Origin of the sequence: Pseudokineococcus basanitobsidens (assembly GCF_037482545.1) — a bacterium.
In the GTDB taxonomy this organism is placed as follows: domain Bacteria; phylum Actinomycetota; class Actinomycetes; order Actinomycetales; family Quadrisphaeraceae; genus Pseudokineococcus; species Pseudokineococcus basanitobsidens.
The window spans coordinates 214,579-232,397 of the sequence record NZ_JBBIAA010000002.1; the positions used below are offsets into that span (position 1 = coordinate 214,579).

Annotated in this window: 18 protein-coding genes and 3 tRNA genes; 14 read left to right on the forward strand and 7 right to left on the reverse strand. The window is 77.0% G+C overall.

All coding sequences use genetic code 11. The features are described from left to right. Positions 1–53 precede the first annotated feature (53 nt). The 5 genes from WDZ17_RS03250 (at position 54) to WDZ17_RS03270 (ending at position 5,062) form a co-directional block, all read left to right on the forward strand. On the forward strand, positions 54–746 hold the full coding sequence (locus tag WDZ17_RS03250) for a demethylmenaquinone methyltransferase (RefSeq protein ID WP_339573699.1): 693 nt from the start codon (positions 54–56) through the stop codon (positions 744–746). Between the two features lie 122 nt (positions 747–868). Continuing rightward, positions 869–1,042, forward strand: coding sequence for a CsbD family protein (locus WDZ17_RS03255; RefSeq protein ID WP_339573700.1), 174 nt, complete (start codon positions 869–871; stop codon positions 1,040–1,042). A gap of 246 nt (positions 1,043–1,288) precedes the next feature. Continuing rightward, positions 1,289–2,581, forward strand: coding sequence for a geranylgeranyl reductase family protein (locus tag WDZ17_RS03260; RefSeq protein WP_339573701.1), 1,293 nt, complete (start codon positions 1,289–1,291; stop codon positions 2,579–2,581). A gap of 178 nt (positions 2,582–2,759) precedes the next feature. Next, on the forward strand, positions 2,760–3,692 hold the full coding sequence (locus tag WDZ17_RS03265; protein ID WP_422631806.1) for a polyprenyl synthetase family protein: 933 nt from the start codon (positions 2,760–2,762) through the stop codon (positions 3,690–3,692). A gap of 152 nt (positions 3,693–3,844) precedes the next feature. Next, positions 3,845–5,062, forward strand: coding sequence for a hypothetical protein (locus tag WDZ17_RS03270; protein ID WP_339573703.1), 1,218 nt, complete (start codon positions 3,845–3,847; stop codon positions 5,060–5,062). 246 nt (positions 5,063–5,308) lie between these two features. Here WDZ17_RS03270 and rarD read toward each other — a convergent pair whose 3' ends face one another. From rarD to WDZ17_RS03285, 3 genes are read right to left on the reverse strand one after another with little or no spacing between them, the layout of a single operon-like run. Beyond that, positions 5,309–6,265 carry an EamA family transporter RarD gene (gene rarD, locus WDZ17_RS03275; RefSeq protein WP_339573704.1) on the reverse strand — a complete coding sequence of 319 codons (957 nt, stop codon included), beginning with the start codon at positions 6,263–6,265 and terminating at the stop codon, positions 5,309–5,311. A gap of 47 nt (positions 6,266–6,312) precedes the next feature. Next, positions 6,313–7,428 (reverse strand): 2-oxoacid:ferredoxin oxidoreductase subunit beta, encoded by a 1,116-nt coding sequence (locus WDZ17_RS03280; protein ID WP_339573705.1) that lies wholly within the window; start codon positions 7,426–7,428, stop codon positions 6,313–6,315. Further along, entirely contained in the window at positions 7,425–9,455 is a 2,031-nt protein-coding gene (locus WDZ17_RS03285; RefSeq protein WP_339573706.1) for a 2-oxoacid:acceptor oxidoreductase subunit alpha, read from the reverse strand. The genes WDZ17_RS03280 and WDZ17_RS03285 overlap by 4 nt, the downstream gene beginning before the upstream one ends. Positions 9,456–9,686: 231 nt before the next feature. On the opposite strand from WDZ17_RS03285, the gene htpX reads away from it, so the two are divergent. Then, positions 9,687–10,553 (forward strand): zinc metalloprotease HtpX, encoded by an 867-nt coding sequence (gene htpX, locus WDZ17_RS03290; protein WP_339573707.1) that lies wholly within the window; start codon positions 9,687–9,689, stop codon positions 10,551–10,553. Positions 10,554–10,643: 90 nt separating this feature from the next. Here htpX and WDZ17_RS03295 read toward each other — a convergent pair whose 3' ends face one another. Both WDZ17_RS03295 and WDZ17_RS03300 read right to left on the reverse strand, forming a co-directional pair. After that, a complete protein-coding gene (locus tag WDZ17_RS03295) occupies positions 10,644–11,498 on the reverse strand; it encodes an alpha/beta hydrolase (RefSeq protein WP_339573708.1) in 855 nt (284 codons plus the stop codon). After that, positions 11,495–11,986, reverse strand: a complete 492-nt coding sequence (locus tag WDZ17_RS03300; protein WP_339573709.1) for a YajQ family cyclic di-GMP-binding protein — start codon at positions 11,984–11,986, stop codon at positions 11,495–11,497. Before WDZ17_RS03300 ends, WDZ17_RS03295 begins: the two co-directional genes overlap by 4 nt. 144 nt (positions 11,987–12,130) lie before the next feature. On the opposite strand from WDZ17_RS03300, the gene WDZ17_RS03305 reads away from it, so the two are divergent. The 6 genes from WDZ17_RS03305 (at position 12,131) to WDZ17_RS03330 (ending at position 14,063) form a co-directional block, all read left to right on the forward strand. Continuing rightward, a tRNA-Tyr gene (locus WDZ17_RS03305) sits at positions 12,131–12,212 on the forward strand. A 133-nt stretch (positions 12,213–12,345) separates the two neighbouring features. Then, positions 12,346–12,418, forward strand: a tRNA-Thr gene (locus WDZ17_RS03310). Between the two features lie 45 nt (positions 12,419–12,463). Further along, a tRNA-Met gene (locus WDZ17_RS03315) sits at positions 12,464–12,535 on the forward strand. Between the two features lie 214 nt (positions 12,536–12,749). Then, positions 12,750–12,917, forward strand: a complete 168-nt coding sequence (rpmG, locus tag WDZ17_RS03320) for a 50S ribosomal protein L33 (protein WP_339573710.1) — start codon at positions 12,750–12,752, stop codon at positions 12,915–12,917. Between the two features lie 169 nt (positions 12,918–13,086). Then, positions 13,087–13,593 carry an FAS1-like dehydratase domain-containing protein gene (locus tag WDZ17_RS03325; protein ID WP_339573711.1) on the forward strand — a complete coding sequence of 169 codons (507 nt, stop codon included), beginning with the start codon at positions 13,087–13,089 and terminating at the stop codon, positions 13,591–13,593. Positions 13,594–13,637: 44 nt separating this feature from the next. Then, a complete protein-coding gene (locus WDZ17_RS03330; RefSeq protein WP_422631807.1) occupies positions 13,638–14,063 on the forward strand; it encodes a MaoC/PaaZ C-terminal domain-containing protein in 426 nt (141 codons plus the stop codon). 21 nt (positions 14,064–14,084) lie between these two features. On the opposite strand, the gene WDZ17_RS03335 is transcribed toward WDZ17_RS03330, so the two are convergent. After that, on the reverse strand, positions 14,085–14,708 hold the full coding sequence (locus WDZ17_RS03335; protein WP_339573713.1) for a class I SAM-dependent methyltransferase: 624 nt from the start codon (positions 14,706–14,708) through the stop codon (positions 14,085–14,087). A 195-nt stretch (positions 14,709–14,903) separates the two neighbouring features. Between WDZ17_RS03335 and WDZ17_RS03340 the strand changes: the two genes are divergently transcribed. Next, the gene (locus WDZ17_RS03340) at positions 14,904–16,016 is read left to right on the forward strand and encodes a UDP-N-acetylmuramate dehydrogenase (protein WP_339573714.1); all 1,113 of its coding nucleotides are present in this window, start codon (positions 14,904–14,906) and stop codon (positions 16,014–16,016) included. Positions 16,017–16,082: 66 nt separating this feature from the next. Here the strand turns inward: WDZ17_RS03340 and WDZ17_RS03345 are convergent, their stop codons facing one another. Further along, positions 16,083–16,853, reverse strand: a complete 771-nt coding sequence (locus WDZ17_RS03345; protein ID WP_339573715.1) for a sirohydrochlorin chelatase — start codon at positions 16,851–16,853, stop codon at positions 16,083–16,085. 142 nt (positions 16,854–16,995) lie between these two features. Between WDZ17_RS03345 and WDZ17_RS03350 the strand changes: the two genes are divergently transcribed. Next, positions 16,996–17,538 carry a hypothetical protein gene (locus WDZ17_RS03350; protein WP_339573716.1) on the forward strand — a complete coding sequence of 181 codons (543 nt, stop codon included), beginning with the start codon at positions 16,996–16,998 and terminating at the stop codon, positions 17,536–17,538. Positions 17,539–17,819 lie beyond the last annotated feature (281 nt).

Consider the following 17,819-nt stretch of genomic DNA (forward strand, 5'->3'; position numbering starts at 1 on the left):
CGGCGTGGGCGGCCCGGCGCCCGGGACGGCGCCGGCTGGCAGACTGCCCGCCCGTGAGCCGCGCCGACCTGGACAAGCAGCCCGCCGAGGTCGCCGCGATGTTCGACGCCGTGGCCCGGCGCTACGACGTCACGAACGACGTGCTGTCCCTCGGCCAGGACCGCCGGTGGCGGCGTGCCGTCGTGCGGGCCCTCGACGTCCGGCCCGGGGAGCGGGTCCTCGACCTCGCGGCCGGGACCGGCACGAGCAGCGAGCCCTTCGCGGCCCTGGGCGCCCGCGTCGTCGCGACCGACTTCTCCCTGGGGATGCTGCGGACCGGGGCCCGCCGCCGCGCGCTGCCCTTCGTCGCCGGCGACGCGACCCGGCTGCCCTTCGCCGACGGGGCCTTCGACGCCGTGACGACGTCCTTCGGCCTGCGCAACGTCAGCGACCCCGCCGCCGGGCTGGCGGAGATGCTCCGCGTCGTCCGCCCGGGCGGCCGGCTGCTCGTCTGCGAGTTCTCCGCGCCGACCTGGCGGCCGTTCCGGACCCTGTACCGCGAGTACCTGGTGCGGGCGCTGCCGGCGCTCGCCCGGCGCACGAGCTCCGACCCCGAGGCGTACGTCTACCTCGCCGAGTCCATCCGGGCCTGGCCCGACCAGCGCGGCCTCGCCGCGACGATCCGGGCGGCGGGGTGGGAGGACGTGGCCTGGCGCGACCTCACCGGCGGCGTCGTCGCGCTGCACCGGGCGGTGCGCCCGTCCTGACCGACGCGGGCCTCCCGGACGGGTGTGGCCCGTCCGGGCCCGAGGGCGGCCCGGGGTGCGCGCCTGCACCCGCGGTGCTTCGCTCTGGCCAGGACGGCGCCGGCCGTCCAGGAGGAGGCACCATGAGCGCCACGGACAAGATCAAGAACGCCGCCCAGGGGGTCGCGGGTCGCGCCAAGGAGGCCGTCGGCGGCGCCAAGGACGACGACTCGATGCGGGCCGAGGGGCAGAAGGACCAGGCCTCCGCCGACCTCAAGCAGCGCGGCGAGCACGTCAAGGACGCGTTCAAGGGCTGACGCCGCCACCGGGCGGCCGTGCCCCACGGCAGGACCCCCGTCGCCACGGCGACGGGGGTCCTGCCGTGACCCGTGGCCTCTCCACCCGGTCCGCAGACCCGCACCTCCCGACGTCGCCGGGGCCGCGCACCCGTCGGCGCCGCAGCCCGGGCGTCCTCGTACGATCGTCGGGCTCGGCCGCGGCGGCCGCGCCGGCCGCGGTCGGCGGGTCGGCCCGCAGCCCTCACCCGGAGACTGAGAGACGACGTGCCGACTGCCCACGACCGCTCGGCCGACGTGCTCGTCGTCGGCGCCGGCCCCGCCGGAGCCACGGCCGCGAGGCACCTCGCCGCCGCCGGTCTCGACGTCCTCGTGCTCGAGAAGACGTCGTTCCCCCGCGAGAAGGTCTGCGGCGACGGACTGACCCCGCGCGCGGTGCGCGAGCTGCTGGCCCTGGGGCTGGACCTGTCCCCGGAGAACGGGTGGGTGCGCAACCAGGGCCTGCGGATCATCGGTGGCGGGATGCGCGTCGAGCTGCCCTGGCCCGAGCTGGCGTCCTTCCCCTCCTACGGCCTCGTACGTCCGCGGCTGGACATGGACCAGCTGCTCGCCGAGCACGCCCGTGCCGCCGGCGCGCGGGTGCAGGAGCGGACGAGCGTCACCGGGGCCGTCGTCGACGAGCGGTCGGGCCGGGTCGTCGGGGTGCGCGCCCACCCGGTGGACGAGCGCGGCCGCCGTTCCGGCGAGGAGGTCGAGCACCGTGCGCCCGTCGTGCTCGCCGCCGACGGCGTCTCGGCCCGGCTCGCCCTGTCCGTGGGCCTGCAGCGACGCGAGGACCGCCCCATGGGCGTGGCCGTGCGCACCTACTACCGCTCCCCGCGCCACGACGACGACTGGATGGAGAGCTGGCTCGAGCTCTGGGACGGCGAGCCGGGACGCTCTCGGCTCCTGCCCGGCTACGGGTGGGTCTTCGGGGTCGGCGACGGCACGAGCAACGTCGGCCTCGGCGTGCTCAACTCCTCCTCCGCCTACGGCAAGGTCGACTACCGGGACCTGCTGCGGCGGTGGACGGCGACCATGCCCGGCGAGTGGCAGTTCGACGAGGAGCACCGCGAGGGGCCCGTCCGCAGCGCCGCGCTGCCCATGGGGTTCAACCGGACCCCGCAGCACCACCGAGGGATGCTCCTGCTCGGCGACTCGGGCGGCATGGTCAACCCCTTCAACGGCGAGGGCATCGCCTACGCGATGGAGTCGGCCCGGCTCGCCGCCGAGGTCGTCGTCCAGGCGCTCGGGCGCCCCGAGGCCGACCGGCTGCGCGCGCTGGACGCCTACCCGGCGGCGGTGCGCTCGGCCTGGGGCGGCTACTTCACCCTCGGGGCGGTGTTCGTCAGGATGATCGGCCACCCGGCGGTCATGGAGCTCGCGACCCGGCACGGGCTGCCGCGCCCGCTGGTCATGCGCCTGGTCGTCAAGCTGCTCGCCAACCTCACCGACCCTCGCGGCGGCGACGCCCTCGACCGGGTCGTCAACGGTCTCCAGCGCCTCGCCCCGGCCGCCTGAGGTGGCGGTGCACTCCGGGCCCCGCGCGTCCGGGACACTGGACGACGTGAGCCCGCGCAGCCCCCGCCAGTCCGCCCCCGTCCTCGGGGGAGCGGGTCTGCCGGGCCCGGGCGGAGGGGGCGGCGGCTGGGGCGTCCCGGGCCCCTCCGGCGCGCTCGCCGAGCGGGTCTCCGCGCGGATGGAGCGGGTCGAGGAGCGGCTGCGCGCGTCGGTCACGTCCTCGGACCGCCTCGCCGACAGCACGTCCCGCCACCTCGTCGAGGCCGGGGGCAAGCGGGTCCGGCCCCTGCTCGTCCTGCTCGCGGCCGAGCTGGGCGACGGCACCGCGCCGGAGGTCCTGGAGGCGGCCGCGGTCGTCGAGCTGACGCACCTCGCCACGCTCTACCACGACGACGTGATGGACTCGGCGCCGCTGCGCCGCGGAGCGCCTGCGGCGCAGCGGGTCTGGGGCAACAACGTCGCCATCCTCACGGGCGACCTGCTCTTCGCCCGGGCGTCGCGCCTCGTCGCCGCCCTGGGGCCGGACGCCGTCGAGATCCAGGCCGCCACCTTCGAGCGCCTCGTCCTCGGCCAGCTGCACGAGACCGTGGGACCCGCCGACGACGAGGACCCGGTGGCGCACTACCTGCAGGTGCTCTCCGACAAGACCGGCTCGCTCATCGCCACGTCGGCGCTCTTCGGCGCGATGTTCGGCGGGTGCGACCAGCAGGTGCGCGACGTCGTCGTCGCGTACGGCGAGCGCGTCGGGGTGGCCTTCCAGCTCGCCGACGACGTCCTGGACCTGCTGGGCGACGAGAGCGGCAAGCAGGCGGGCACCGACCTGCGCGAGCAGGTCCCCACGCTGCCGGTGCTCCTCGCCCGCGACGCCGCGGCCGCCGGCGACGCGGCGGCGGCCGCGGCGGTGGCGCTCCTCGACGGCCCGCTCGAGGGCGACGACGAGCTCGCCGCCGCCGTCGCGGCGCTGCGGGCCCTGCCGTCCACCGAGGTCGCCCGCTCGCGCGCGCAGCACTGCGCCCAGCAGGCCGTCGACGCCCTGGCCCCTCTCCCGGAGACTGACGCGCGCGAGGCCATGGCCGCCTTCGCCGCCGCCATCGCCGACCGCACCCGCTGACCGCCTGGCCGACCGGCGCCCGCGCCCGGACCGCACCGCGCCGGTGACGAGTCGGACACGGTCCCGCCGGATGCTGGCGGGACCGCTGCTCACCTCCCTACGTTCCGTGGCGTGGCACCGGTCGGTGCCGCGCCGGCGAGGGGAAGGACGACATGAGCACCGCGAGGACGACACGGGGGGCGGCACGGCGGGCGGGCGCGGCAGCAGGAGGGCGACGGTCCCGACGCGCCCGGGCGGCGGTCGGGGCGGTCGGCGGCGCGGTCGCGGTGGTGATGACGGCTGCCGGTGGCGCCGGGGCGACCACGGCGGTGAGCACGGGCGTGCCGCTGCCGCTCGCCCCCGACGCGGCCGGCGTCTCCAGCCTCGTGGTGCCGGTCGAGAACCTGCCGGGTCTCGAGCTCACGGACGTCATCGCCACCGACTCCTACTCGACGGTCCCGGTCGACCCGGGCGGCGAGGTACGCATCGCCCTCCCGGAGGGGCTCGAGGTCCCGGACGCCGCCGGCGTGACCCTGCGCATGGTCGACGTCGACGAGCCCGAGCTCGCCGGCCCGGAGCCGCTGACCTTCACCGCGGACGGCAGCAGCGCCCTGGCGGCGGAGGTCGCCGACGGTGTCCTCACCGTCGCGCTCCCGCCCGCCGCGGACCTCCGGCTGGAGGAGGAGAACGAGGGTGTGCTCACGTTCCCGACCACGAGCGACGTCCCCGGCTACGGCGCCGAGGCGGCCTTCTACGACCTCGACCTGGCGAGCGGCACCGCGGCGCCGGAGGTCGACCTCGCCCCCGTCCTGCTGACCACGAGCGTCCTGGACGGTCCCACCGTCCCGGCCGGCGGGGTGCTCGCGCTCTCCCTCCCGCAGGACTCGGCGCTGAGGGCGGCCGGGGTGCGCTCGCTCGAGGACGTCCTCGTCGTCCTCGACGACCTGGGGCGGGACGAGGTGCCGCCCGTCCCCGGCGTCGACTCCTCCCCGGACGCCGCGCTCGTCTCCCTCGACGACGCCACGGAGCCCGGTGACTACCGCGCTGCGGTGCTGCTCGTCCCTGCAGCGGAGGACGGCACCCCGCTGACCGGACGGGCCAGCGTCACCTCGGTGGACCTCGAGGTGACCGAGGCGGCGGCGCCCGCCCCGGAGCCGTCGGCGACCGCCCAGCCCGTGCCGACGCAGCCCGTGCCGACGGAGCCCGAGCCGACGCAGCCCGAGCCGACGCCGACGGCTCCGGCGGTGAACCCGGGCCTGCGCTCCAACACGGGGGTCGAGGAGCCGACGACCGGGGCCGGCGGCAGTGCCCTCCTCGTCGGCGGCGGGCTGACGCTCGCGGCTGCCTCCGGCGCGCTCCTGCTCGGCGTCCGCCGCCGGACCGGTCGCTGACCGCACCCCGCGCGTCACCTCGGCCCGGGGAGGCGAACACNCGGCGGGCTGACGCTCGCGGCTGCCTCCGGCGCGCTCCTGCTCGGCGTCCGCCGCCGGACCGGTCGCTGACCGCACCCCGCGCGTCACCTCGGCCCGGCCCGGCCCGCGTGCGGGGCCGGGCCGCGGTGCGTCGGGCGGCCGGGACGGCGAGCCCGGGGTCTCCCGCCGGCCGACGCGCTGGGCTGCTCGCGGCTGGTGCCGTCGTCAGCCCTGGGCGGACGCGACCGCGGAGCGGGCGAGCGCCGAGCGCCGCCGGGCGGCCCGGAGGGTGTCCGCGGTGAGGACGCCGAGCGCCAGCCAGATGAGCGCGAAGCCGACCCAGCGCGTGGCCGCGACCTCCTCGCCGAGCAGGAGGACGCCGGCGAGGAGCTGGAGCACCGGCGTGAGGTACTGCAGCAGGCCGATCGTCGTCAGGGGGACGCGGCGGGCGGCCGCGCCGAACAGCAGCAGCGGGGCGATCGTCACGAGGCCGGCGCTCACGAGGAGGGCGGTGTGCCCGGGGCCCGCGCTCGTGAAGGTCCCCGCCCCGACGACCTCGAGGACGACGAGGGCGGCGAGGGCGAAGGGGGCCAGCACGAGCGTCTCCCCGGTGAGGGACACGAGCGCGGGCGTGCCGCGGCCGACGCGGTTCTTCGCGAGGCCGTAGAGCCCGAAGCTGGCCGCCAGGGTGAGCGCGATCCACGGCAGCCGACCCTCGTCGACGCTGATGACGACGACGGCGAGCGTCCCGAGCCCGACGGCCACCCACTGCGCGGGGCGCAGCCGCTCGCGCAGGAGGAGGACGCCCAGCAGCACGGTGACGACGGGGTTGGCGAAGTACCCCAGCGACGCCTCGACGACGTTGCCGGACTGGACGCCGTAGATGTAGACGCCCCAGTTGACGCCGATCGTCACCGACGCCAGGGCGAGCCAGCCCAGCCGGGCGCGGTCGCCGAGCAGCCGGCGAAGGCCCCCGAGCCCGCGCAGCGCCGTGAGCAGCACGGCGCAGACGACGAGCGCCCACAGCACCCGGTGCACGAGCACCTCGACCGCGCCGGCCGGCTCCAGCGCCGTGAAGTACAGCGGGAAGGAGCCCCACAGCGCATAGGCCCCGGCCCCCATGAGGGTGCCGCGGCGCACGTCGGCGGCGTCGGCGCCCGGCGGGGGCGCCGCCGCGCCCACGGGGGCGTCGGCGGCGCCGGACGTCCCGCCCGCCGGCCCCGCCCCGCTCAGCGCACGACCCAGGTGTCGCCGCCCGCGATGAGCGCGTCGAGGTCGGCGTCGGAGGCGGGGCCCCCGGCCTGCTCGCGGGCCGCGGCGACCTGCTCGCGGACGAGGTCGTCGTACGTCGGCCGGCGCACGGCGCGGAACACGCCGACGGGCACGTGCGCCATGGACGGGCCGTCCAGGCGCGAGAGGGCGAAGGCCTGCGAGGGGTCCTGCGCCCCGGCGTCGTGGACGACGACCTCGCGGCCGTCCGCGTCGGCGGCGTCGACCGCCTCCACGCCGCCGCCGGAGGTGCGCACGACGACCTTCTGCGCGTCCTCGCGGCCGTACCGGACCTCCTCGCCGTCGACGAGTGGCACGAGCCGCGCCTGCGCCTCGTCGCGGTCCTTGAGCACCTCGAAGGCGCCGTCGTTGAAGATCGGGCAGTTCTGGTAGATCTCGACGAGCGAGGTCCCGCGGTGCTCGGCGGCCGCGCGCAGCACCGACGTGAGGTGCTTGCGGTCGGAGTCCAGCGTGCGCGCGACGAAGGTGGCCTCGGCGCCGAGCGCCAGGGACACCGGGTTGAAGGGGGAGTCCACGGACCCGGCGGGGGTCGACTTCGTCACCGTGCCGACCTTGGACGTGGGGGAGTACTGCCCCTTCGTCAGGCCGTAGATCTGGTTGTTGAAGAGGAGGATCGTCATGTTGACGTTGCGGCGCATCGCGTGGACGAGGTGGTTGCCGCCGATGGACAGCGCGTCCCCGTCCCCGGTGACGACCCAGACCGACAGGTCGGGGCGCGACGTCGCGAGGCCCGTGGCGATGGCGGGGGCCCGGCCGTGGATCGAGTGCATCCCGTAGGTGTCGAGGTAGTACGGGAAGCGGGAGGAGCACCCGATCCCCGAGATGCAGACGATGTTCTCCTTGCGCAGGCCCAGCTCGGGCAGGAAGCCCTGGACCGCGGCGAGGACGGCGTAGTCGCCGCACCCGGGGCACCAGCGCACCTCGTTCGCGGCGGTGAAGTCCTTCTTCTTGAGGCCGACGCCCTCGGGCAGCCGGGGGACGTCCTCGGTGCCGGTGCGGACCGACGGGACGCCCAGGGGGGTGCTGGTGCTGGAGGGCGGGGTGGTCGTGCTCATCGACGGGCCTCCTGGGGGCTCTCCGTGACGGCGCCGGAGCCGCTGCCGTGGCCGGCGCGGGCGGGGGTCGCGGTGTCGTGCTCGGGCAGGTCGCGGACGGCGTCCCGGACGACGTCCGTGAGCTCGCCGGCGCTGAAGGGGCGACCGCGCACGCGGCCGTGGCTCTGGACGTCGACGAGGTACCGGGCGCGCAGCAGCAGTGCGAGCTGCCCGCCGTTCATCTCGGGCAGGACGACGCGGTCGTAGGCGCGCAGGACGTCGCCGAGGCCCGGCGGGAAGGGGTTGAGGTGCCGCAGGTGCGCGCGGGCGACCTGGAGCCCCTCGCCACGGGCGTCCCGGACGGCGGCCGCGATCGGGCCGTAGGTCGAGCCCCAGCCGAGCACGAGCACGCGGGCACGGCTCCCGTCCGGGGCCACCGGGTCGTCCACCTCCAGCGGCGGGACGTCGACGCCGTCGACCTTCGCCTGACGCAGACCGGTCATCTTCTCGTGGTTGTCGGGCTCGTAGGAGATCTCGCCGGTCACGTCGGCCTTCTCCAGGCCGCCGACGCGGTGCTCGAGCCCGGGGGTGCCCGGGACGGCCCAGGGACGGGCCAGGGTCTCCGGGTCGCGCAGGTACGGGCGGAAGGCCGGCGTCCCGTCGTCGCCCGCGCCGTTCGGCCCGGTCGCGAAGGCGGGGTCGATGGTCGGGAGGTCGGCGACGGCCGGCAGCGCCCACGGCTCGGACCCGTTGGCGAGGTAGCCGTCCGAGAGCAGGACCACCGGCGTCCGGTAGGTCACCGCGATCCGCACCGCCTCCAGGGCGGCGGTGAAGCAGTCCGTGGGCGAGCTCGCCGCCACGACGGGCAGGGGGGACTCCCCGTTGCGCCCGTACATCGCCTGCAGCAGGTCGGCCTGCTCGGTCTTGGTCGGCAGGCCGGTCGAGGGCCCGCCGCGCTGGACGTCGACGACGACGAGCGGCAGCTCGAGCATCACGGCCAGCCCGATCGTCTCCGCCTTGAGCGCGAGCCCGGGGCCGGACGTCGTCGTGACGCCGAGCGAGCCGCCGAAGGAGGCGCCGAGCGCGATGCCGACACCCGCGATCTCGTCCTCGGCCTGGAGCGTCGTCACGCCGAAGCGCTTCATGCCCGACAAGGCGTGGAGGATGTCGCTGGCCGGGGTGATCGGGTAGGAGCCGAGCACGAGCGGCAGGCCTGCCTTGTGGGCCGCGGTGGCGAGGCCGTAGGCCAGCGCCGTGCTGCCCGTGATGTTGCGGTAGGTGCCCGCCGGGTGCTCGGCCGGCGCGACCTCGTAGCGGACGGCGAAGCCCTCGGTGGTCTCGCCGAACGCCCAGCCGGCGCGGAAGGCCGTGAGGTTGGCGTCACGGATCTCGGGCCTCTTCGCGAACTTCGTGGCGATGAAGCGCTCGGTCGCCGTCGTCGGGCGGTCGTAGAGCCACGACAGCATCCCGAGGGCGAACATGTTCTTCGCCCGCTCCGCGTCCTTGCGCGACAGCCCCGAGTCCGCGAGGGCCTCGACCGTCATCGACGTCAGCGGCAGGGCGTGCACCTGGTAGCTCTCCAGGCTGCCGTCCTCGAGGGGGCTCACCGTGTAGCCCACCTTCTGCAGGCTGCGGCGGCTGAACTCGTCGGCGTCCGCGATGATCACGCCGCCGCGCGGCAGGTCGCCGACGTTCGCGCGCAGCGCCGCCGGGTTCATGGCCACGAGCACGTCCGGCGCGTCGCCCGGCGTCAGCACCACGTGGTCGGCGAACTGGAGCTGGAAGCTGGAGACGCCGGGGAGCGTGCCCTGGGGTGCCCGGATCTCGGCGGGGAAGTTCGGGAGCGTCGCGAGGGCGTTGCCCAGGGTCGCCGTCTCCGCGGTGAAGCGGTCGCCCGTCAGCTGCATCCCGTCGCCGGAGTCCCCGGCGAAGCGGATGACGACGCCGGAGACGCGCTCGACGGGCTTCTCGCCGGGTGCCGTCGTGGTGCCGCCACCGTCCTCGCGCGGGTCGGTGGGGGCGTCGGGCGTGGGCGACTCGAGACGCATGGGAGCGGCAACACCTCGGGGATCGGGGACCATCCCGGCTTCCCGACCGACCCGGTCGGAGAAGTGCTCCAGCGGGCGCGGGACTGCGGGCCGCCCGCCATGGTAGGCGGGGAACGCGGGCCCCCGGCACGGCGTTGCTGCCGGTGAGACGCCCCCGTGCGCCTCGCGTGCGGGCAGACCGGCGTCCGCCCGCACCGCCAGTCCCGCCCCGAGGAGAGGCACCAGGCTCAGATGGGTCACCAGCACTTCAACGGCGTGAAGACCGCCGTCCTGTTCGGCGCCTTCGGCGGGCTCGTCCTGCTCGCCTCCTGGCTGGTCTTCGGACGGAGCCTGGGCGCCCTGCTCGTCGGGCTCGTCATCGCGCTCGCGGTCAACGGCATCTCGTACTGGAAGAGCGACACGCTCGCCATCAAGGCGATGCGGGCGAGGCCGGTCACCGAGGCGCAGCAGCCGGAGATGTACCGCATCGTCCGCGAGCTCTCGGTCCAGGCCGGGCAGCCCATGCCGCGGCTGTACGTCTCGCCCACGCGGGCCCCGAACGCCTTCGCGACCGGGCGCAACCCCGAGAACTCCGCCGTCTGCTGCACGCAGGGCATCCTCGAGATCCTCGACGAGCGCGAGCTGCGCGGCGTCCTCGGCCACGAGCTCATGCACGTCTACAACCGCGACATCCTCACCTCGTCGCTGGCGGCGGCGATGGCGAGCGTCATCACGTTCCTGGGGTACGCGGCGCTGTTCCTCGGCGGCGGGAACCGGCAGAACGGCGGCAACCCCGTCGCCGCGATGCTCCTGCTCTTCCTCGGCCCCCTCGCGGCCGGCCTCATCCAGATGGGCATCAGCCGCACCCGCGAGTACGACGCCGACGAGGACGGCGCCCGCCTCACGGGCGACCCGCTCGCGCTGGCCAGCGCCCTGCGCAAGCTGGAGCGGGGGACCAGGGCCGCCCCGCTGGCGCCCGAGCGCGACCTCGTCAACGCCAGCCACATGATGATCGCGAACCCCTTCCGGGCGAAGGACGCACGCTCCCTGTTCTCGACGCACCCGCCGATGGACCAGCGCATCTCCCGGCTCGAGGCGATGGCCGGCCGCCGCGGCTGACGCGGCCCCGCTCGTCGACGACGTCGGGGTGAGGGAGGTGCCCGGTTCGACGTCGGCGACGACGTCGGAGAAGGGGAAGAGGTCCGGGCGCTACGCGCCGAGGCGGGACAGGACCTCGGCGCGGACGAGCGCCCAGCAGCGGGAGGACGGGTCCAGCTGCGAGAAGTGGTCCTCGCCCGGGACGAGCGCGACGCGGACGTCGTCCGCCCCGGCCGCCCGCGCCGCCTCGGCGTAGCGCTCGCCCTGGTCGGGAGGGACGACGTCGTCGCGGTCGCCCGTCACCGAGAGCACCGGTGCGGCCGCCGGCACGAGCGCGGCCGGGGAGGCCTGGGCGTAGCGCTCCGGCACCTCCTCGGGCGACCCGCCCAGGAGGCCCGCGACCGCGCCGCCGCCGAGGTCCGCCGCGTGCCCGGCGACGAGGTCGAGCACGCCCGCCTGGGCGACCACGGCGAGCGGGTGCAGCCGCGGCGAGGCCCCCGGCGCGCCCTCGGGCAGCGCGTCCCGGGCGGCCGACCACCCGGCGAGGTGGCCGCCCGCCGAGTGCCCGACGACGACCGCGCGGGCGGCGTCGAGGCCGGCGGCCGGCGCGACGTCGACGAGCAGGTCCAGCGCGGCCGCGGCGTCCTCGAGCGTCGTCGGCCACCCCCCGCCCCGACCGACGGCGCGGTACTCGACGAGCCAGACCGGCACACCGGCGGCCAGCAGGTCGGCGGCGACGTGGTCCTGCAGCCGTCGGTCGTACGTGCGGCTGCCGTCGGCGGCGCCCGGCCGCCAGAACCCTCCGTGGACGAGGACCGCGACGCCGTCGGTGCGGCGGGCCGCCGGCAGGTGCAGCTCGGCGACCTGGCGCTCGTGCGGCCCGTAGCGGTGCAGCGCCGCCACCCCTGCCGCGCCCGCGAGGGAGGGGACGCCGTCCTCGCCCCGGCCGGCCGGCACGGGGGTCACCGGTAGTTGGTGAACTGGAGGGCGACGTCGAGGTCCGCGCCCTTGAGCAGCGCGATGACGGCCTGCAGGTCGTCGCGGCTCTTGGCGCTGACCCGCAGCTCGTCGCCCGTGACCTGGGTCTTGACGCCCTTGGGCCCCTGGTCGCGGACGATCTTGCCGATCTTCTTCGCGTCCTCGGTGGACAGGCCCTCCTTGAGCGACCCCTCCTGCCGGTGCTCCTTGCCCGAGGCGCGGACCTCCCCGAGGTCCAGGGCCTTCAGCGACACCCCCCGCCGGACGAGCTTGGTCTGCAGCACGTCCAGGACGGCGGCGACCCGCTCCTCGCTGTTCGCCACCAGGACGACGCGCTCGCCGCTCCAGCTGACCTCGGCGCCGGTGCCCCGGAAGTCGTACCGCTGCCCGATCTCCTTGGCGGCCTGGTTGATCGCGTTGTCGACCTCCTGGCGGTCGACCTTGCTGACGACGTCGAACGACGAGTCGGCGGCCATGGGTCCTCCTCCGCGGCCCGGCGCGGACGCGGGGCCGCTGCTGCGTGGTGGGTCTCTTGGGCGGGTGCGACGTGGACGCGACCCGGCTCGGCCTTGCTATCGTGGTCGACGCCCGCGGGGGTGCGAGACGCCCGCGGTGCGCGCGGCAGGTTGCCCGAGCGGCCAATGGGAGCTGACTGTAAATCAGCCGGCACAGCCTTCGCAGGTTCGAATCCTGCACCTGCCACGCCTCGACGGGGGCGTCCCGGGACCACTCGGGGCGCCCCCGTCGTCGTCCGGCCGGGGACGGCCCCGACCGCCGTTTCGGACGGGGGGTCGCCCCCGTGTACGCTCCCTGGTCGTGCCCGCCCGCGGGCGCCGCCCCAGTAGCTCAGTCGGCAGAGCGTCTCCATGGTAAGGAGAAGGTCTAGGGTTCGATTCCCTACTGGGGCTCTGCAGCCCCACCCGTCGCGCCGCTCCGGCGTCGGGCGGGGCCTCGGCGAGGTAGCTCAGTGGTAGAGCAAACGGCTCATAATCGTTGTGTCGCGGGTTCGATCCCCGCCCTCGCTACGCCAGGTGCCCGCCGGTGAGCGGGAGCGAGCGGCTCCTCCGGGGTCGGCGGCGGTCGGAAGGCCGCGCCGGTCGTGGGCGTTGACGTGAGCGTCCCTCCCCGTGCGTCACGACGACGGGGGGCGGCACCGACCCGGAGCGGGCGGCGGCGCCAGGTGGCGACGCCGCTCCGCCGCACCGCCCGCACCGACACGACCAGCGAGAGGTCCTCCCCGTGGCCAAGACCACCGACGTCCGCCCCAAGATCACGATGGCCTGCACCGTGTGCAAGGAGCGGAACTACATCACGAAGAAGAACCGGCGGAACGACCCCGACCGCCTCGAGATGGCGAAGTTCTGCCCGCGCTGCGGCAACCACACCGCGCACCGCGAGACCCGCTGAGCGACGCCGCTCGCACGACCCCCGCACGGCGGGGGCGCCCCCGGGCGGCCCCGCCGTCGTCGTCCCACCACCGTCCGCGGGACCCGGGGCCACCGTCCGCGGGACCCGGGGCCCGCCGGCACGGACCTCGACACCGACCCCAGCCAGCCAGCCAGCCAGAGGAGCCGACATGGCCGTCGACCAGAGCTTCGTCGGGCGGACGTACCCGCCCGACGGCGTCTACGAGGTGAGCGCGGAGAAGGTCCGCGAGTTCGCGGCCGCCGTCGCCGGCGCAGGCTCCGCGACGGTGTCCGGCGGCCCGCTCGCCACCGCGGAGGTGCCCCCCGTCCACGTGGACGCCGACGCCGCCCGGGCCCTCGGGCACCCCGCGCCGGTGGCGCCGCCGACCTTCGCCGTCGTCCTCGCCCAGCGCAGCGACGCACGCTTCCTCGCGGACCCGGCGGCCGGCGTGGACTTCTCCCGCGTCGTGCACGGCGAGCAGTCCTTCACCCACCACCGACCCGTCGTGGTCGGCGACCGGCTCGTGACGACGCTGCACGTCGACGGCGTCCGCGCCGCGGGCGGGGGCGCGATGGTCACCACGCGCAGCGAGATCGCCACCGAGGCGGGGGAGCCCGTGTGCACGGCGGTCTCCCTCGTCGTCGTGCGGGCTCCCGAGCAGGAGGAGCAGGCGTGAGCGGCGGACGACCCGAGGGCGCCGGGCCGGGCGACGGAGGGGACGTGGAGGTCGGGCAGGAGGTCGCCCGGCGGACCTTCCCCGTGCACCGCGCCGACCTCGTGCGCTACGCGGGCGCGAGCGGCGACTTCAACCCCATCCACTGGAGCGAGTCGACCGCGGTCGGGGTCGGGCTGCCGGGCGTCGTCGCCCACGGCATGTTCACCATGGCCCTCGTCGGACGCCTCGTCCAGGACTGGTGCGGGGACCCGGGGCGCGTCGCGAGCCTGGGCGTCCGCTTCACGCGTCCCGTCGTGGTCCCCGACGAGGGCACCGAGGTGGAGGTCGTCGCCGTCGTCGGCGCGCTGGACGACGGCGCCCCCGCGCAGGACGGCGAGCCGGCCCGGCCGGCGAGCGTGCGCCTGGACCTCCGGGCGACGTGCGAGGGCGTCTCCGTCCTCACCCGGGCCCGGGCGGTCGTCCGGCGCTGAGCCGGGCGGCGCGCCGGGGCGTCAGCGACGCTCGAGGGCGTACCACGTCGGCCGCGTCCGGTGCAGCCAGCGCGGCACCAGACCAGGGTCCGCCGGCTCGACGTGCTGCAGCGACCACGACGGCAGCGCCGCCTCGAGGTCCGCTCGCCCGACCCCGCGCGGCAGCGGGGGCGGACGCCGGGCCGGTGACCACGCGAGCAGCGCGAGCAGGGCGCCGGGGGAGGTGACGGCGTCGAGCCCGCGCCCGAGCGCCGCCCGCCCCTGCGGCGGCATCCCGTGCAGGCAGCCGACGTCGAGCACCGCGGTGAAGCCCTCGCCGTCGTCGCCGAGGTCCAGCGCGCGCAGGTCGCCCACGTCGCCGTGGACGAGGTGCACGTCGACGCCCTCGTCGTCCGCCCGGCGCCGTGCACGCCGCAGCGACCGCGCGACGTCGTCGACGCCCGTGACGGCGAAGCCGCGCCGGGCCAGCTCGGCCGCGTCCTCCCCGGTGCCGCAGCCGACGTCCAGGGCGCGGCCGCGAGCAGCCCTGAGCCCGTCGCCGGGCCCCCCGGTGGGCGCGGCGTCGAGGAGGTCGACGCCCTGGCGGCCCGAGCCCTCCCACGGCGCGGCCCCGACGGCGGACATGACCTCGAAGACGGCGGTCACGGGCGTCCTCCTCCTCGGTGGCCCCCGGGGCTCCTCGGCCCCGGGGCGGAGCCGGCCGACGGGTCCGCCGAGGACCCGGGGCGCCGGCCCCGGGAGCCGGTCTACCCCGCGCGGGCGCCGGCAGCCAGCGCACGGGCGCGCGGCGGCGCCGGCTCGCCCCCGGCAGGCGGTGGCGGCCCGCCTACGCTGGCGCAGGTGACGACCCCGGCCGCTGCCGACCTCCCCGCCGCGAGCGGCCCGAGCACGCTCCCGGCCGCCCCCGGGCGCCCCCTCGCCGACCGGACGACCCTGCGCGTCGGCGGCCGGCCCGCCGCCGAGGTGGTCGTCACGAGCGCGGACGAGCTGGTCGAGGCGGTCCGCTCCGCGGACGACGAGGGACGGCCGGTGCTGCTCGTGGCCGGCGGCTCGAACCTCCTCGTCGGCGACGAGGACCTCCCGCACACCGCCGTGGTCGTGGCCGGCCGCGGCGTGCGCCGCGAGCCCGTCGACGCCTGCGGAGGGGTCTGGGTCACCGCGCAGGCCGGCCACCCCTGGGAGGAGCTGGTGGCGGAGGCGACGGAGAGCGGGTGGCTCGGCCTCGAGGCGCTCTCCGGGATCCCCGGCTCGACCGGGGCCACGCCCGTGCAGAACGTCGGCGCGTACGGCACGGACGTCGCCGCGACGGTCGCCGAGGTCCGCACGTGGGACCGGCGGGAGCGGCGGATCACCACCCTGCGGGTGGGTGACCTGCGCATGGGGTACCGGACGTCGCTCCTGAAGTCGCAGCCGGACCGCCACGTCGTCCTCGAGGTCACCTTCCAGCTGCGCCCCGGCGAGCTCGGCGGGCCGGTGCGGTACGCCGAGCTCGCCGACCGGCTCGGGGTCGCGACCGGCGACCGCGTCCCGGCGACGGACGTCCGCGAGGCCGTGCTGGAGCTGCGGCGCGGCAAGGGGATGGTGCTCGACGACCCCGCGTCCGGCGTCGTCGACCACGACACGTGGAGCGCGGGCTCCTTCTTCACCAACCCCGTGCTCGCACCGCCCGACGCGGACGGCCTGCCGCCCGAGGCTCCGCGCTACGCGGCGGAGGGCGGCGTGAAGACGAGCGCCGCCTGGCTCATCGGTGCCGCCGGCTTCGCCCGGGGCCACGGGCTGCCGGGCCCCGCGGCCCTCTCGACCAAGCACACCCTGGCCCTGACCAACCGCGGCGGTGCCCGCGCCGCGGACCTCCTGGCGCTGGCGCGCGAGGTCCGCGACGGCGTCGAGGCCCGTTTCGGCGTGCGGCTCGAGCCGGAGCCCCGCCTGGTCGGCTGCTCGCTGGACGCCTGAGCCCTCCGACCCGCCGAGCACCCTCGGCGGGTCAGGCGGGTCAGGCGGGTCAGGCGGGTCGGCGGGTCAGGCGGGCGCGGAGGCCCGGGCCTGCTCGTCGTAGCGGCGCCAGACCGCCTGCAGCACCCGCGGCTCGAGCCCGCCGCCGGGGGCGCTGAGGAGGGGGGCGGCGACCGCGTCGGCGCCGGCGTCGGCCAGCCGGTCGTGGAAGTGCCCCGGCCCGAGCAGGTAGGGCGCCACGAGGACCCGTCCCGCGCCCCGGGCGCGCAGGCCCTCGACGGCCTCGGGGACGCGGGGGCTGGCCGCGGCGCCGAAGCCGAGCACCACCTCCCCGTCGTGCCGGGCCCGCAGCGCGGCCAGCACGGAGGCGGTGTCGGCGGCCGAGCGGGGGTCGCTCGAGCCCGCCGCCGCGAGGACCACGCCGTCGCCGGGGCGGGCGCCGGCCTCGCGCAGGCGGTCGGCCAGGACGTCGTCCAGCAGCGGTGACGGCCCGAGGGGACCGGCCGAGCGTGCCCGGGGCCACGGCGCGACGGCCCGGGCGACGTCGTGGCCGACGTGGTACCCGGCGGACAGCAGGACGGGCACGACGACGACCTCCCGCTGCGGCGCGAGAGCGGCGACCACGTCGGCGACCGCGGGGGGCTGGACGTCGACGAAGGCGCTGCGCACCGCCGTCCCCGGCCGGTCCCGCCCCAGGGCGTCGACGAGGGCCCCCACCGCCGAGCGGCCGCGCGGGCCCCGCGTGCCGTGCGCGCACAGGACCAGGACGGGGCTCCCGGGGCCGGTCGTCGGCGCCCGGCGCGCCGGGACGGGGGCGCCGAGCCGGTGGTGGACCACGCGCCGATGGTGGCACCCCGGGGCCCGCCCCGCCGCCGCCCCGCTGGACGCCGCCTCCGTGTCCGCTGCGAGCACCCCCGGGAGAGGCGCCTGCGGGCGTGCCACGTCGACCACCGGGCCGTCCGTGCGTGAGGATCAGGGCATGACGACACCAGACGACAGCACCCGCCGCCCCGGCGACCCCGAGCCGTTCGGGGACGCCTCCCGCCGTGACCCGGCCGTCGACCCCACCACCGACGACCCGCGCGTGACGGACGTCGACGCCGTCGAGGGCGACGACGTCCTCGTCGTCGAGGAGCCCTCGACCCGCGGCGGGTCCGCCGGCCCGGGCCTCGCCCTCGCCGGCCTCGTCATGGGACTCGTGGGTCTGTGGACGGCGGCCGCGGAGTCGGCCGTCCGCGAGTGCACGCCCGACCCGGTCGGTGCGGAGGCGGTGGGGGCGGACGGGTTCCTGACCGCCCTGGTCCTCGCCGTGCTGGCCATCGTCCTGTCGGCCGTCGGCGCGGCCATGTCGCGCAGCGAGCGCTGGGGCACCGCGGTCGGCGTCGCGGGCCTCGTCGTCGGTGTCGTCGTCGTCGTGGTGTGGCTGCTGTCGGTGTGGCTGCTGGCCGCCGACCCGGTCGACATCGCCAACGTCACCTCGCAGGAGGCCACGCTCCCGCTCCAGGGCTACGGCTGCGCCTGACCCCGTCCGCACGAGGGCCCCGCGACCGACCGGTCGCGGGGCCCTCGTGCGTCGGGCCCCGTGCGTCGGGCCCCGTGCGTCGGGCCCCGTGCGTCGGGCCTCGTGCGCGGTGGTCGCCCGGGGGCCGGTGCGCCGGGACGTCCGGGGGCGGGCCGGGTGGGAGCATCGGCGCGTGGGACTGGGTGGAGCGCCGGGGGAGTGGGCCGGGTACGAGTGGGTCCGGCTGGGAGACCTCCCCGGCGAGCCGTCGGGGCGCGCGGCCCGGCCGGGCGGCGCGGCCC

What these genes read in the sequence shown, in the direction of transcription:
- WDZ17_RS03255 (WP_339573700.1), top strand. Translation starts at nt 869, where the DNA reads ATGAGCGCCACGGACAAGATCAAGAACGCCGCCCAGGGGGTCGCGGGT.
- WDZ17_RS03265 (WP_422631806.1), top strand. Translation starts at nt 2,760, where the DNA reads ATGGAGCGGGTCGAGGAGCGGCTGCGCGCGTCGGTCACGTCCTCGGAC.
- WDZ17_RS03270 (WP_339573703.1), top strand. Translation starts at nt 3,845, where the DNA reads ATGAGCACCGCGAGGACGACACGGGGGGCGGCACGGCGGGCGGGCGCG.
- WDZ17_RS03280 (WP_339573705.1), bottom strand. Translation starts at nt 7,428, where the DNA reads ATGAGCACGACCACCCCGCCCTCCAGCACCAGCACCCCCCTGGGCGTC.
- WDZ17_RS03285 (WP_339573706.1), bottom strand. Translation starts at nt 9,455, where the DNA reads ATGCGTCTCGAGTCGCCCACGCCCGACGCCCCCACCGACCCGCGCGAG.
- htpX (WP_339573707.1), top strand. Translation starts at nt 9,687, where the DNA reads ATGGGTCACCAGCACTTCAACGGCGTGAAGACCGCCGTCCTGTTCGGC.
- WDZ17_RS03300 (WP_339573709.1), bottom strand. Translation starts at nt 11,986, where the DNA reads ATGGCCGCCGACTCGTCGTTCGACGTCGTCAGCAAGGTCGACCGCCAG.
- WDZ17_RS03325 (WP_339573711.1), top strand. Translation starts at nt 13,087, where the DNA reads ATGGCCGTCGACCAGAGCTTCGTCGGGCGGACGTACCCGCCCGACGGC.
- WDZ17_RS03350 (WP_339573716.1), top strand. Translation starts at nt 16,996, where the DNA reads ATGACGACACCAGACGACAGCACCCGCCGCCCCGGCGACCCCGAGCCG.